Below are 12,820 nucleotides of genomic sequence, written 5' to 3'. Positions count from 1 at the left end.
CCCGTCGACACACTCCCAAACCGCCGCTAGCTTGCGGCGGACCACAGGAGGGGACGCAATGACGCCGGACGAGGCCCACAAGATTCTGGAAGACAACTTTGCCGACTGGGTGCGCGCGCTCAAGCCCGAGGTGCTGGCCATCGACGCCGAGCACGCGCTGGTGCGCATGCCGCTGGGCGAGCACCTCGCCCGCGTCGGCGGGATCGTCTCGGGGCAGGCCCTTGCGGCGCTCGCCGATACTGTCATGGTTCTGGCCGCCATCGCCCAGGCCGGAGAGCTTCGCCTCTATGCCACCACCGACCTGCACACCCAGTTCATGCGCCCCGGCCGGGGCAGCGCGATCCTGTGCCGGGCCGAGGTGGTACGCTCGGGTCGCTCGCTGGCCTTCTGCCGCGCCGAGATGACCGAAGAGGACAGCGGCAAGATCGTCGCCACGGCCACCGCCACCTTCTACGCGGCCTGAACCGCCCTCAGCCCGCGACCTTGAGGCGCGCGCGATGGCTCTCGTCAAAGGCCTGCCGCAGCAGACGGCCCAGCGTCTCGCGCACCTCGCCTCCGGTGTCACCGCCGTAGAAGTTGATGTAGTGCTGCGGCAGCGTCGGCAGCGTGCCCCCGTGGTCGACCACCTCGAGGTGCGGCGGCTGGGTGCCTTCCAGCAACGCCTGCACGCCGAGGTCGGCCGAGACCGTAGCCTCCAGCGTGCGGTCCGATTCCGAATCCACCGCGATGTTCCACTCGACCCCGGCATTGTCGAGCGCCCGGAGCACCAGACCCCGGAAGATGCAGTGGCTGCCGACGACAAGGTCCAGCGGCTTCTTGCGCCATGACGAGCCGCCGATGGCGCCGACCCACACGAGGTTCTTCACCGCGAGGCATTCCGAGCCGGGCATCCGCTCGGGTTCGGTAGTAAGGATGAGGTCGCATTCCCCGCGCGCGAACTGCTCCTTCAGCGCCCGCGTGTTGGACGAGACAAGCTGCACCTTGAAGCGCGGGAAAGCGGCGTTGAACTGCTGCAGCACACGGGGAATCGCCGGGTAGACGATGTCGTGCGGCACGCCCAGCACCACTTCACCCTCGTAGGCCTGATCGGTCAGGCGGCCGATCACCTCGTCGTTCAGCGCAACCATACGGCGCGCGTAGGTCAGCAACTGCTCGCCCGAGGCGGTCAGCGCAATGCCCCGGCCAGAGCGGTCCAGCAGGTCCACGCCGAGCAATTCCTCAAGCCTTTTCAGCTGCATGGATACGGCGGACTGGGTCAGGTGCAGGAATCCGGCAGCGCGTGTCACACCACCGTAATCCGCAACGGCGACAAAGGAGCGCAGGGTGGTCACATCGAGATTCCGCATCATCACGATCCTTGATGTATGATTTCAAAAACATTCGTTTTCAAAATGAACCACAACTCTCCATATACATCAAGGAAATTGATTCACGACCCCCAACACATCACGACCTGAAAAAGGAAACCATCATGGCCCATACCATCGCACGCGGCCGCAAGACCGTCCGCCGCGCCTCCCTCATCGCGCTTTTCAGCCACTTTTACGGCGTTTGGCGCCAGCGTCAGACCCTCGGCAAGCTCGACTCCGCCGCCCTGCACGACATCGGCATCACCCGCGGCGAAGCCTTTGCCGAATCCCGCCGCGCCTTCTGGGACGCACCGACCGGCTGGCGTAACTGATTGCGGTCAAACACAATGATTGACTGCCCACTTTGAACGCCCCGCATCTGCGGGGCGTTTCGTTTGAAAATTTTCAACGATAACAACTGCGTTTATTTGTTACGCAAGCTCTTGATTTGGCCACAATCCCCCCCGATATTTGCGATGATCGCCGGGTGGCAGCCGCCCCCGGCCCTCGTTGTCTGGAAGGGAGACCCCAATGGCTCAATTTGACACGACCCGCGTAGCAGGCCGGACAACGGCTGGCGTACGCGGTGCGGATATCGACGCAGGGCTGCGCGCCCACATGAACAAAGTCTACGGCACCATGTCCGTGGGCATGCTGATCACCTTCGCCGCCGCATGGGCACTGTCCGGCCTTGCCGTCAGCGCCACGCCGACCGAATACCAGATCGGCGCGAACGAGTACCTGACCGGTCTCGGCTACGCTCTCTACGCCTCGCCGCTGAAATGGGTGGTGATGTTCGCCCCCCTGCTCTTCGTCTTCGGCTTCTCCGCCGGGATCAACCGCATGTCGGCCGCGACCGCGCAACTCGTCTTCTACGCGTTTGCCGCCGTCATGGGCATCTCGCTCAGCTCGATCTTCCTGGTCTTCACCGGCTACTCGATCGCTCAGGTCTTCCTGATCACCGCTATCGCCTTCGCGGGCCTGTCGCTGGTGGGCTACACCACCAAGAAGGACCTGTCCGGCTTCGGCAGCTTCCTGATCATGGGCGTCATCGGCCTGATCGTGGCGTCGCTGGTCAACCTGTTCCTGCAGTCGCCGATGATGATGTACGCGATTTCGGTGCTGGGCGTTCTGATCTTCGCCGGCCTGACCGCCTATGACACGCAGAACATCAAGAACACCTACCTCGCACACGCCCACGGTGGCGACAGCGAGTGGCTGGGCAAGGCTGCGATCATGGGTGCGCTGAACCTGTACCTGGACTTCATCAACATGTTCATGTTCCTGCTGCAGCTCATGGGCAACCGCGAGTAACAGCCGGTCCGAACGGACGGTACGAGGGCGGGGTTTTCCCCGCCCTTTTCTTTTGCCCAAACGCCAAGGCGCGGGACATCGGCAGATATCTGCCAGTCGCATATTTTCTGCTGGGACGCCCCGATTTGCCCCATGCTTGCCATCTTTCGGGGGCATCCTGTCGCGACGCCAAAAACCCTTTCGTTATTACCATTTCCGGGCCCCGCGCGAGATGTCGAACCAAAAAGTCACGACCCAGGCCAACCTGATCTACGCCTCTCTTCCGGGCCTGGATTTCGATCGCATTCTGCTGACCCTGAACGGTCTCCTGCGCCGCCTCGGCATGCCCTCCCTCGCGCTCAGCCCGATGTCTTCGGACCGCTTTGCCCTGTTCAGCAACGAAACCCTGCACGCCTCCATCGCGCTGCACGAGGGTCCGCTGGGCGAGGCCGGGTTCGAACGCGCTCTCGCGGCCCCGATGGCCGAGCCCGCCGACATCGCGACCATGCTGCGCGACAACCGCGCCCATGTGCAGATCTCGGTTGGCGACGGCCCCACCCCGGTCGCCTTCGCGCCCCCGACCCCGGTCGACATCACCGTGCGGGTCGAGGCGTTGCAGAACCTCATCAAGCTGGTGCATGCCGCCGCGGCCTGCAAGGCGGCCCATGTCTGCTCGTCCGACAGGTTCCTGATGCCCGAGGATATCTCGGGCTTCGGCACCGCCCTCGCCCCTGCCATGCTGGTTCACCCCGCCCCGGTAGGCGAACGCACCGGGCCCTACGGCCAGTCGGGTTCGGGGATGATCGCGCACCAGTCCCGCCTGCTGATCGGCAAGACGCTGGTCCTCGAAGGCATTCCCACCGACGTGCCGAACTCGATGCGGCTGCTCCTGCTCGACACCCTGCTCAACGAACACATGAGGGGGCGGCTTACGCTCGAGGATGGCGACAGGCTGACGGAAGTGCCGGGGCTGACCCTCTACATCCGTCACGATACCGCGCACGAACAGATCATCGCCTCGTTCTGGTCCGCCCCGCCGGCCACCGGCAGCTCGGTGCCAGAGCGTATCTTCCTCGCCCATCCCGGCTATGGCGCGACGCAGGGATCGAGCGATTCAACCGAATCCGAAGAGGACTGGCTGTTCCCCGAGACGGCCTCGTCCCGCGTCGCGGCACCGACCAGCTCCGGGGCCTTCCCCTCCTGGATGATCCTCGTGGCGATCGGCCTGTTCCTCTGGGTCGGCCTGCCGCTGCTGAACATCCCCCAGAAGGTCATCGAATCCGCCTTTTCCAACGGAATCGACGGGGTGGAGATGCCCGACTAGGCATCGGAACGGCCCCCGCGACAGGGCCATCCGGCCCTCTTTTCACACCCGTTTCAGCACCGCGAAGCAGGCGGTTTTGCCCGTCCTGAATCGAACAGGATTGTGGCAGGATTCACCGGCTGTTCCCCGCCGATGCCACAATTCACCCAAAGTACGGACAGATCATCGCCATATTTACCGTCAGAAACAGGCAAACAGGCTGTTTCCAGTATTTCTCCAATTCAACGCCAGTCCCTAAATGCCGCAAACTTTCCCTAATCCGACAAAGATTCACCCATCTTTCTGAGTAAACTTATCCACATCGGGCAGAACGCACCAAAGGGTGGGACCATGACTCAGGACAACACGTATCACGGCGGTCTTATCGTCCTCGGACGCGAAGACAGCGTGATCGAGCGATTGATCAAGATCGTCGCCTCGACGATGGAAGACTACGGCCATCCGGTCGAACGCAAGCACCGCCAGGGCATCCGCGATGCCCAGGTGACGGCAACGCATTACCGCGCGCACCTCTCGCTGACCCAGAGCATGGCGATCGGCGACCACGGCCAGCGCGGCATCACCCTTCCCGGCTTTGCGGCCGCCGCACCGAACGCCAAGCGCGATCCGCAGCGGCAGTGGCGTGTGACCATCGAGCTGACCCCGGCCGATCCGTTGCGCGACGATCCGGACATCTCCGAGCTGCTTCTCGTTGTCATGCTCTACCGCATGACCGAGCAGTTCGATGTCAGCATGGTCGAATGGCTCGACCCGCTGACGCTGCTCACCACCGAGCAGTTCCTCGATGCCTTCTCGAACATCTCGCCCGGTGCCGTGGCGCCGTCGCACCCCGACGAGACACCGGCGCCGGTGCGCGCCGCAGCGCAGCCGCGCAACATCCGCCTGATGGGGCACGAGGGGCTGCGCGCCGCCTTCCGCAGCCAGCACGCCTTTCAGGAACTGGTTCCGGCCAACGAGGATGACGAGGACACGCAAAGCGACGTCCAGCGCCTCGCCATCTGGGGCATGACCGGGATGCTCGCCTTCCTCTCCGGCCCCGTCGCCGTGTCGATGGCCGCCGTCAACCTGATCAAGGGCGAGGATCTCCGGCTCAACACGCATGTGCTGGCACTCACCGGCTTCGTTTCGATGGTGATCGGCTCCGGCGCCCTCGAAAAGGTTGCACACCACCTACCGCTCTGACTCCCTCCCTACCGGCAACAGGTGGCGCCCCGGCGAAAAACTTCGCCGGGGCGATCTCGTTCCGGTCAGAGGGTCAGGCGACCGTCGACAGCTCGGGCGAGCCGGTCACGGCCCCGCGCGCCATCACGAAGGTATGGATGGAAAAGACCACCACGCGCGTCTTTGGCAGGCGCAGGATCGACTGCCTTTCACTGCGCAGGTAGGAGGCAAGCTCGGGACTGACCTTGTGCCGCTTGTCGGTCTCGGATCGCGGCAGGAACAGTTCGGGCCGCGTGTACCACAGCGCATTGAACCGCCACAGCGGTCGGTCCGGCTGTACCCCGTCGAACAGCCGCTGCACCCGTGCGGCGACATTCTCGTCATAGACCGCGACGGGCTGGTGAATGCGCACCATCGGTTTCATGAACTTCTCGGCAAGCGTCCAGCCCGCCGGAAAGCACAGCACCGACCCCTTCAGGACATGTTCGTCGCCGACCTTGTCCAGCAGGTTGAAATCCTCCTGCACCAGCCGCCCCAGCGTCAGCAGCGGGGCATCCCGGTCGATCTCGACCTCGACGCCATCGCGCCGGATGACCCGTGCCCCCGCACCGGGGTAGACCCGCTCCAGAACCATGTCGAGCAGCTCTTCCGCCGCCGGGCGCACGCTCTCGTCCATCGCCAGCACCGCTTCGCGGCGCTCGGCCAGCAACTGGTCGCGCAGGGCCATCTGCCCGGCAAAGGCATCGTCCTCGATCAGCCAGTCCGCCATGTCGAGGGGCTGGACCGCCGGCAGCCGGCGAAGGTCGGAGACATCGTAGGGAATGGAGGATTGCAGGATCGTCGTCATGGCCATCGGTTAGCACGGCCCGGCGCAGCTGTCGGCAGGAAAACGACGAAAGCGTCGGTAACGGGCCTGCCGTGCCGCAGCGTCCTGCCCAAGATGGTGAAAAACCAGCAGGACCAGACGGATGCAACAGCCCTACCGCGACAGCCGCAAGATCGACCCGACCCGAGGCGCAACCCTGGGCGACGGCACGCCGAACGACGCCGACCGCATCGAGATCGGCCCGACCCGGCTGGCCTATGGCGAATGGGCCGAGGCCGGGCTGACCCTGCCGAACCTGCCCGCCATGCGCGAATACCGCTGGAAACGCCTCACCCGTTTCATCGTGGACCGGGGCTATGGCGGCCTGCTGCTGACCGACCCGCTGAACATCCGCTACGCCACCGACAGCACCAACATGCAGCTCTGGAACGCGCATAACCCGTTCCGCGCCCTGCTGCTCTGCGCCGACGGCTACATGGTGCTCTGGGACTACAAGAACTCGCCCTTCCTTTCGACCTTCAACCCGCTGGTGCGCGAACAGCGCTCCGGCGCCGACCTGTTCTACTTCGACCGGGGCGACAAGGTGGACGTGGCCGCCGATGCCTTCTCGAACGAGGTGCGGGTGCTGATGGCCGAACATTCCCCCGGCAACATGCGGCTCGCCGCCGACAAGCTGATGCTGCACGGGCTCCGCGCGCTCGAGGCGCAGGGGTTCGAGATTTTCGAGGGCGAGGAAGTGACCGAAAAGGCCCGCGCCGTGAAGGGCCCCGACGAGATCCTCGCCATGCGCTGTGCCATCCATTCCTGCGAGGCCGCCGTCGCCGCGATGGAGGCCTATGCCCGCACCAACGTCCCACTGGGCAATACCTCCGAGGATGACATCTGGGCCGTGCTCCATGCCGAGAACATCCGGCGCGGCGGCGAATGGATCGAAACCCGGCTGCTGGCCTCCGGGCCGCGCACCAACCCGTGGTTTCAGGAATGCGGCCCCCGCATCGTGAACCAGAACGAGATCGTCAGCTTCGACACCGACCTGATCGGCAGCTACGGCATCTGCGTCGACATCTCGCGCAGCTGGTGGATCGGGGACGCGGCGCCGCCTGCCGACATGGTCTATGCCATGCGCCACGCCCACGAGCACATCATGACCAACATGGAAATGCTCAAGCCCGGCGCGATGATCCCCGACCTCATCGCCAACTGTCACCGGCTCGACGACCGGTTCCAGGCCCAGAAATATGGCTGCTTCATGCACGGCGTCGGCCTCTGCGACGAGTGGCCCCTGCTGGTCTATCCCGACAACGCGGTCGCCGGGGCCTACGACTACCCGCTGGAGCCAGGCATGGTGCTCTGTGTCGAGGCGGCGGTGGGCGAGGTCGGCGGCAGCTTCAGCATCAAGCTGGAAGAGCAGGTCCTGATCACCGAGACGGGCTACGAGAACCTGATCTCCTACCCCTTCGACGCGGCCCTGATGGGGCAGGACCACTCGGCGCGCAGCGTTCCGGCCTAGGTCACGCCTTCCAGCGGCGGTGGACCCAGAACCACTGGTCCATGTGCTGGCGCACCAGCGCCTCGAGACCCTCGTTCACCGCGCGGGTCATGGTGACCGGGTCGCTCGGCGGGATCGGGTCGAACATCACCACCTCGAAGTCCAGCCCGCTCGGCTGGCGCACGGCGTAGACCGGGATCATCACCGCCTTCTGCTTGAGCGCCAGTTCGGCGGGCACCGTCGAGGTGATCGCGGGTTTGCCGAAAAAGTCGATCGGCGTGCCGCCCTGCACGTGCAGATCACCCACGATGGCGATGATCCCGCCCTCCTTGAGGTGGCGGACCATCTCGATCATGCCCCGGCGGCCCTGTTCGAACATCGGCTTGGCGATGGCACTCATTCGCCGCACGTAATGCTCATTGAAATAGGGATTGGCCATGCGCCGGTAGAGGGCGCCCATCTCGAAGCCCCGCCCCACCAGCGCAGCGCGCGCGGCATCGTAATTGCCGAAATGGCCGGTCATCAGGATCACCGGGCGGCCCGCCGCGCGGGCCTCTTCCAGCGCCTTCAGCCCCGGTCCGCTGATCGGCGAGTTCTTCACCCGGTCGATGAACTGCTGACCGGAGTAAAGCTCGATCAGGCTGCGCCCCACGTTGTCGGGCACGGCGATGCACATGCGCGCGACCTCGTCCTCCGGCATCTCCGGGCACACCATCGCGAGGTTGGCGCGCACGCGCCGCCGCCCGCCCGCCAGCGGCCCGAGGATGCGCGAGACGAACCAGCCCATCATCGGCACCCGCGCCTTGTAGGGCACCAGCAGGGCCGCACCGATCAGACCGCGCAACAGCAGGTTCGAGCAGTAGTACCCGGCCTTTTGGCGCGTCGAGAGCTGTGAGAGTTCTGCGGGCAAGGGCGTCAGGTCACTCGGTAGGTTTCGCGGTACCAGACATAGAGACCGGCCCCCGCGATCACAAGGGTACCGGCGACGGTCCACAGGTCGGGCACCTCGCCATAGAGGGTCATGCCCCAGAAGCCGGCGAAGACGAGATTGAGGTAGGCGAAGGGCGCCAGCATCGCCGCCTCCCCCTCGCTGAAGGCGCGGATCAGCGCCAGCTGGCCAACGGTTCCAAAGACCGCGATCAGGCCCATCAGGCCCAGCGCGATGGCATCCGGGCGCTGCCAGACGAAGGGGATGACCAGCGTCAGTACCACCGCCCCCACGGCACCGGTGTAGAACAGCGAGGTCCAGGCATCCTCGCCCGGCCCAAGACGCCGGGTCAGCAGCACGTAGGACGAATAGCTGACCGCCGCCGCCAGCGGCAGCAGCGCGGCGGGCGAGAAGACGTCGCTGCCCGGGCGGATGATCACCAGCGCCCCGGTCACAGCAACCGCGATGCCCGCAATCCGGCGCGGGCCCAGCCGTTCCCCCAGGAACAGCGCCGCGCCAAGCGTGATCAGGACGGGGTTGGTCGCCATCAGCGCCGAGGCATCGGTCAGGGGGATCAGGCTGATACCCAGAAAGAAAAAGGCCGTCGCCATCATGATCAGCACCGAGCGCAACAGCTGCATGCCCAGGTGTTCGGTCCGCGCGACGCTGCGCAGGCGCGGCGCTACAAGAACCAGCACCAGCAGCATCTGCCCCGCGTAGCGAACCCAGAGTGCAGGCAGCACCCCCACCCTCGGGGCAAGGCCCTTCACGCTCATGTCCATGACCGAGAAACAGAAAATCGCGGCGATCATCATCAGGATCGCACGGGTATTGCGGGCCGGAACAACGGCCTGGGTCATGTCGCGCCGCCCGTCGTTCGCGGGCCGCCGACCGTCATCTCGTTCACTGTCATGCCGGTCTGATAGGGGCGAAAACCCGCCCTGTCCATCGTCACGCGGTGCCTAGGCGTCCTCTTCCAGGGACTCGTCGGGGTCGACCATCTCGATCTCGCCCTGTTCCACCAGCTGACGGATCGCGCCCACGACCGCGTTCATCGCCGCCTCCGCGTCCTTCGGCTTGACCTTGCCGCGGTCGCCGACCTCCTCTCTCAGGTTATCCGCCATCCGCTGCGACATGTTGCCGAGCAGGAATTCCGCCACCCCCGAGGTCTGCTCGTCCGTGGCCCCGGCCAGCGCGGTCACCAGTGTGTCGGCCTCCACCGCGCGCACTACGACGGGCACATCCTTGGGCCGGACCCGCACCGAGATATGGGCAAAGGTAAAGATGTTGCGCCGCACCCTCTCGGCAAAGGCCGCGTCCGTCTCCTCCAGCCCGGTCAGCATGTCGTCACGCGTACTGGCCGCCGAAACGTTCAGGATCGCGCCAACCCGCGCGCCCGGTTCGTCCGCAAAGGCCGCCGGCGGCTTGTCCTCGAACTGCGCGGCAAGCGAGAGGCCGATCCGGTCCACTGCGTCCGGCGTGACAGACCCGGTCTGGGACACCGCATAAGTGATGCGCCGCGCCAGCGGGCCGGGCAGCTTGCCCAGCAGTTCCGCCGCCCGGGGCGTGTCGAGCTTGGAGAGCAGCACCGCCGCGACCTCGGTGCTTTCCTGTTCGGCGATCCGCACAAGGTCTTCCACCGGCATGCTCCGCAACCGCTCCCACGGATCGCCCGACTGCCGCACGCCCGCTTCCTTGCGCAGGCGCGCCGCCGTCTGCGGGCTGATCTTGCCATCCAGCGCCGAGAGCGCCCCGGCGATGCCCTTGGGAAAGGACAGCCCCACGCCTTCGAGAATGTCGGCAAATTCTTCCACCACGGCATCCAGCGTGGCGCGATCCACCAGCCCCATGCTGCCCATCTGGTGGGTCAGCCGGGCCTGAAGTTCCTCCGGCAGATCCTCCAGCGGAAGATCCGCGCCCTCGTTCAGCAGCAGCCGCACCACGATCGCGGCCTTGGCCCGCCGGTCGAGCGTGCTGGGGGGCGCAGCCATTGCTGTTGCGCCCCCGCCGAACTGCCCTGCCATCGCCGGGAGACCCGGAATACCGCCGTCGCCCTGCATGTGACCGCCCTTGCCTGTCTGCCCTTAGAGGGATGACAGGCACTTTACCCGAGCCCGGGTAAAGAAAGGCTGAAAGACGATCAGTAGCTGTAGGTGATCCCGGTCCGGATCGACTCGCGCAGCGAGGCCTCGGCCCAGGTGCCCTCGCCGCCGCGCGCCATGATCTCGCGCCACTGTGCGATGGCCTCTTCGACGCGGCCCTCGGTGACAAACCCCTGCCCCATGTAGGAACGGGCGAGGATGTTGTTCGGGTTCTTCTCGATGGCCTGCTCGTAGAACATGTTGGCCAGCGTCAGGTGGCCCATCTTGCGGTGGGTAAAGCCCCAGTAGGTCATGACACGGTCGTCGGTCTGGTCCGGCATCGCGCGCAGCACGCCCTGGGCATCCTCGAGGCGACCGGCGTAGGCCAGTTCGCGCACGGCCCCGTAGAGGGTATCGGTATCGAGCCGTGAATCCTTGGCGTCGATACAGGTCTTGGTCTTCTCATCCCAGACCTGGGTGCCTTCGCATTTCTGCGTGGTTTCGGTCGGCTTGGGCTCGGACCCGCCACCACCGGCGGCAAAGGCGAGGCCCGGGGCAGCTGCGAGGGCGAGGGCAAGAACGAAACGCATGGGTATCTCCTGAAAAGCGTAACTCAACTCAGCCCGGTCCCGGATGCAGGTCAAGACCAAGTTCCGGGGCCGGGATAACTGTTAGTCGTACGACCTCGCAAAAAGGTTCAGCTGGATGCGCGATCAACGCAGGCTTGCTGCTCGACGTCCCAGACAAAGCCCTGCGCGCAGGACTGGGCCTGCTGCTCGTGGCCAGAGCACTGGGCATAGCTGATGACGGGAATAAGGGAGAGTGCGAGGGCCGAAAGAACTGTCTTGAGGGTCATTGAGAGTACCTCCGAGGGTTGATCCTGTCCTGATCTTGTTCTTCTTACGACAGGCTACCCCGGTTCGGATCACTCTCAAACGCTTTTCACCCGGCCTCGCGAAAGCGTGCGGTGCGCCGCCGAGATGGCGGCGCAACCTGTTCAGTCCTTGAACACGCGCTTGAAGATCGTGTCCACGTGCTTGGTGTGATAGCCCATGTCGAACTTCTCGTTGATGGCCTCGACACCCAGTGCCTTGACCACTTCCTCGTCCGCCAGCAGCAGTTCGCGGAAGTCGAGCCGCTCTTCCCAGACCTTCAGCGCGTTGCGCTGCACCATCGAATAGGCGTCCTCGCGGCTTACACCCGCCTGCGTCAGCGCCAGCAGCACCCGCTGCGACATCACCAGACCCGGGAACTTGTTCATGTTGTCGAGCATGTTCTCGGGGAAGATCAGCATCTTGTCGACGACGCTGGCCAGACGGTGCAGCGCGAAGTCCAGCGTGATGGTCGCGTCCGGCCCGATGCCGCGCTCGACCGAGGAGTGCGAGATGTCGCGCTCATGCCAGAGGGCCACGTTCTCCATCGCCGGGATTACCGCCATGCGGACAAGGCGGGCCAGACCGGTCAGGTTCTCGGTCAGCACCGGGTTCTTCTTGTGCGGCATGGCACTGGAGCCCTTCTGCCCCATCGAGAAGAACTCGGCGCCTTCCAGTACCTCGGTGCGCTGCATGTGGCGGATCTCGATGGCGATGTTCTCGATGCTGGAAGCGATGACGCCCAGCGTGGCAAAGAACATGGCGTGGCGGTCACGCGGGATCACCTGCGTGCTGATCGGTTCGGGGCGCAGGCCCAGCTTCTCGCAGACATGCTCCTCGACCGCGGGGTCGATGTTGGCGAATGTGCCGACAGCGCCCGAGATCGCGCCGGTGGCGATTTCCCAGCGGGCCTTTTCCAGCCGGTTCTTGTTGCGGTCCATCTCGGCGTAGAAACGGGCAAAGGTCAGGCCCATGGTGGTCGGCTCGGCATGAATGCCGTGCGAACGACCCACGCGAACGGTGTCCTTGTGCTCGTAGGCGCGTTTCTTCAGCGCGGCGAGTACCTTGTCGACGCCGTCCAGCAGGATGTCGGAGGCGCGCACCAGCTGCACGTTCAGGCAGGTGTCCAGAACGTCCGACGAGGTCATGCCCTGGTGCACGAAACGGGCCTCCTCGCTGCCCACGTGCTCGGCAAGGTGGGTCAGAAAGGCGATCACGTCATGCTTGGTCACCGCCTCGATCTCGTCGATGCGCGCCACGTCGAATTCCACGTCCTTGGCCTTCCACACCGCGTCGGCGTTCTCGCGCGGGATCACGCCCAGATCGGCCATCGCGTCGCAGGCATGGGCCTCGATCTCGTACCAGATGCGGAACTTGGTTTCCGGAGACCAGATGGCGACCATGTCGGGGCGGGAATAGCGGGGGATCATTGGCAGCGGCACCGTTTTGTGATTGGGAGGTATGAGCCGCCTCATAAACCGGTGGCGGCCAAGCGGC

14 protein-coding genes are annotated in these 12,820 nt (G+C 65.1%); 6 read left to right on the top strand and 8 right to left on the bottom strand.

Annotated features, from left to right (window positions below):
* Positions 1–58 precede the first annotated feature (58 nt).
* Positions 59–463, top strand: a complete 405-nt coding sequence (locus tag DDT93_RS00235) for a PaaI family thioesterase (protein ID WP_109463788.1) — start codon at positions 59–61, stop codon at positions 461–463.
* Between the two features lie 7 nt (positions 464–470).
* On the opposite strand, the gene DDT93_RS00230 is transcribed toward DDT93_RS00235, so the two are convergent.
* The gene (locus DDT93_RS00230; RefSeq protein WP_109464714.1) at positions 471–1,346 is read right to left on the bottom strand and encodes a LysR family transcriptional regulator; all 876 of its coding nucleotides are present in this window, start codon (positions 1,344–1,346) and stop codon (positions 471–473) included.
* A gap of 14 nt (positions 1,347–1,360) precedes the next feature.
* On the opposite strand from DDT93_RS00230, the gene DDT93_RS00225 reads away from it, so the two are divergent.
* From DDT93_RS00225 to DDT93_RS00210, 4 genes are all read left to right on the top strand, one after another.
* On the top strand, positions 1,361–1,681 hold the full coding sequence (locus DDT93_RS00225; RefSeq protein WP_232825331.1) for a DUF1127 domain-containing protein: 321 nt from the start codon (positions 1,361–1,363) through the stop codon (positions 1,679–1,681).
* Between the two features lie 199 nt (positions 1,682–1,880).
* A complete protein-coding gene (locus DDT93_RS00220; protein WP_109463786.1) occupies positions 1,881–2,663 on the top strand; it encodes a Bax inhibitor-1/YccA family protein in 783 nt (260 codons plus the stop codon).
* A gap of 211 nt (positions 2,664–2,874) precedes the next feature.
* Complete coding sequence (locus DDT93_RS00215; protein WP_109463785.1) at positions 2,875–3,966, top strand: hypothetical protein; 1,092 nt, start codon at positions 2,875–2,877, stop codon at positions 3,964–3,966.
* Positions 3,967–4,296: 330 nt separating this feature from the next.
* Positions 4,297–5,148, top strand: a complete 852-nt coding sequence (locus DDT93_RS00210) for a hypothetical protein (protein ID WP_109463784.1) — start codon at positions 4,297–4,299, stop codon at positions 5,146–5,148.
* 73 nt (positions 5,149–5,221) lie between these two features.
* Here DDT93_RS00210 and DDT93_RS00205 read toward each other — a convergent pair whose 3' ends face one another.
* The gene (locus DDT93_RS00205; RefSeq protein ID WP_109464713.1) at positions 5,222–5,974 is read right to left on the bottom strand and encodes a heme-dependent oxidative N-demethylase family protein; all 753 of its coding nucleotides are present in this window, start codon (positions 5,972–5,974) and stop codon (positions 5,222–5,224) included.
* Between the two features lie 121 nt (positions 5,975–6,095).
* Between DDT93_RS00205 and dddP the strand changes: the two genes are divergently transcribed.
* On the top strand, positions 6,096–7,463 hold the full coding sequence (gene dddP, locus DDT93_RS00200; RefSeq protein WP_109463783.1) for a dimethylsulfonioproprionate lyase DddP: 1,368 nt from the start codon (positions 6,096–6,098) through the stop codon (positions 7,461–7,463).
* Between the two features lies 1 nt (position 7,464).
* Here the strand turns inward: dddP and DDT93_RS00195 are convergent, their stop codons facing one another.
* The 6 genes from DDT93_RS00195 to purB form a co-directional block, all read right to left on the bottom strand.
* Entirely contained in the window at positions 7,465–8,352 is an 888-nt protein-coding gene (locus DDT93_RS00195; RefSeq protein ID WP_109463782.1) for a lysophospholipid acyltransferase family protein, read from the bottom strand.
* Positions 8,353–8,357: 5 nt separating this feature from the next.
* Positions 8,358–9,230 (bottom strand): DMT family transporter, encoded by an 873-nt coding sequence (locus tag DDT93_RS00190; RefSeq protein ID WP_109463781.1) that lies wholly within the window; start codon positions 9,228–9,230, stop codon positions 8,358–8,360.
* A gap of 102 nt (positions 9,231–9,332) precedes the next feature.
* Complete coding sequence (locus DDT93_RS00185) at positions 9,333–10,361, bottom strand: flagellar motor switch protein FliG (RefSeq protein WP_232825330.1); 1,029 nt, start codon at positions 10,359–10,361, stop codon at positions 9,333–9,335.
* A gap of 149 nt (positions 10,362–10,510) precedes the next feature.
* Positions 10,511–11,041 carry a tetratricopeptide repeat protein gene (locus tag DDT93_RS00180; RefSeq protein ID WP_109463779.1) on the bottom strand — a complete coding sequence of 177 codons (531 nt, stop codon included), beginning with the start codon at positions 11,039–11,041 and terminating at the stop codon, positions 10,511–10,513.
* 107 nt (positions 11,042–11,148) lie between these two features.
* Positions 11,149–11,307: a carbohydrate-binding module family 14 protein gene (locus DDT93_RS00175; protein WP_109463778.1), complete on the bottom strand. Its 159-nt coding sequence runs from the start codon at positions 11,305–11,307 to the stop codon at positions 11,149–11,151.
* Between the two features lie 141 nt (positions 11,308–11,448).
* Positions 11,449–12,753 carry an adenylosuccinate lyase gene (purB, locus tag DDT93_RS00170; protein ID WP_109463777.1) on the bottom strand — a complete coding sequence of 435 codons (1,305 nt, stop codon included), beginning with the start codon at positions 12,751–12,753 and terminating at the stop codon, positions 11,449–11,451.
* Positions 12,754–12,820: the final 67 nt, after the last annotated feature.

It is taken from the genome of Albibacillus kandeliae (genome assembly GCF_003116585.1).
GTDB classification, from domain to species: Bacteria; Pseudomonadota; Alphaproteobacteria; order Rhodobacterales; family Rhodobacteraceae; genus Albibacillus; species Albibacillus kandeliae.
The sequence above is the reverse complement of the archived record's forward strand: the minus strand, read 5'-3'. Positions and strand labels throughout refer to the sequence as shown.

Excerpts from the sequence above, each read along its gene's own strand:
- DDT93_RS00235 (WP_109463788.1), top strand. The coding sequence starts at position 59 with ATGACGCCGGACGAGGCCCACAAGATTCTGGAAGACAACTTTGCCGAC.
- DDT93_RS00230 (WP_109464714.1), bottom strand. The coding sequence starts at position 1,346 with ATGCGGAATCTCGATGTGACCACCCTGCGCTCCTTTGTCGCCGTTGCG.
- DDT93_RS00225 (WP_232825331.1), top strand. The coding sequence starts at position 1,361 with ATGTATGATTTCAAAAACATTCGTTTTCAAAATGAACCACAACTCTCC.
- DDT93_RS00220 (WP_109463786.1), top strand. The coding sequence starts at position 1,881 with ATGGCTCAATTTGACACGACCCGCGTAGCAGGCCGGACAACGGCTGGC.
- DDT93_RS00215 (WP_109463785.1), top strand. The coding sequence starts at position 2,875 with ATGTCGAACCAAAAAGTCACGACCCAGGCCAACCTGATCTACGCCTCT.
- DDT93_RS00210 (WP_109463784.1), top strand. The coding sequence starts at position 4,297 with ATGACTCAGGACAACACGTATCACGGCGGTCTTATCGTCCTCGGACGC.
- DDT93_RS00205 (WP_109464713.1), bottom strand. The coding sequence starts at position 5,974 with ATGACGACGATCCTGCAATCCTCCATTCCCTACGATGTCTCCGACCTT.
- dddP (WP_109463783.1), top strand. The coding sequence starts at position 6,096 with ATGCAACAGCCCTACCGCGACAGCCGCAAGATCGACCCGACCCGAGGC.
- DDT93_RS00190 (WP_109463781.1), bottom strand. The coding sequence starts at position 9,230 with ATGACCCAGGCCGTTGTTCCGGCCCGCAATACCCGTGCGATCCTGATG.
- DDT93_RS00185 (WP_232825330.1), bottom strand. The coding sequence starts at position 10,361 with ATGGCTGCGCCCCCCAGCACGCTCGACCGGCGGGCCAAGGCCGCGATC.
- DDT93_RS00180 (WP_109463779.1), bottom strand. The coding sequence starts at position 11,041 with ATGCGTTTCGTTCTTGCCCTCGCCCTCGCAGCTGCCCCGGGCCTCGCC.
- DDT93_RS00175 (WP_109463778.1), bottom strand. The coding sequence starts at position 11,307 with ATGACCCTCAAGACAGTTCTTTCGGCCCTCGCACTCTCCCTTATTCCC.
- purB (WP_109463777.1), bottom strand. The coding sequence starts at position 12,753 with ATGATCCCCCGCTATTCCCGCCCCGACATGGTCGCCATCTGGTCTCCG.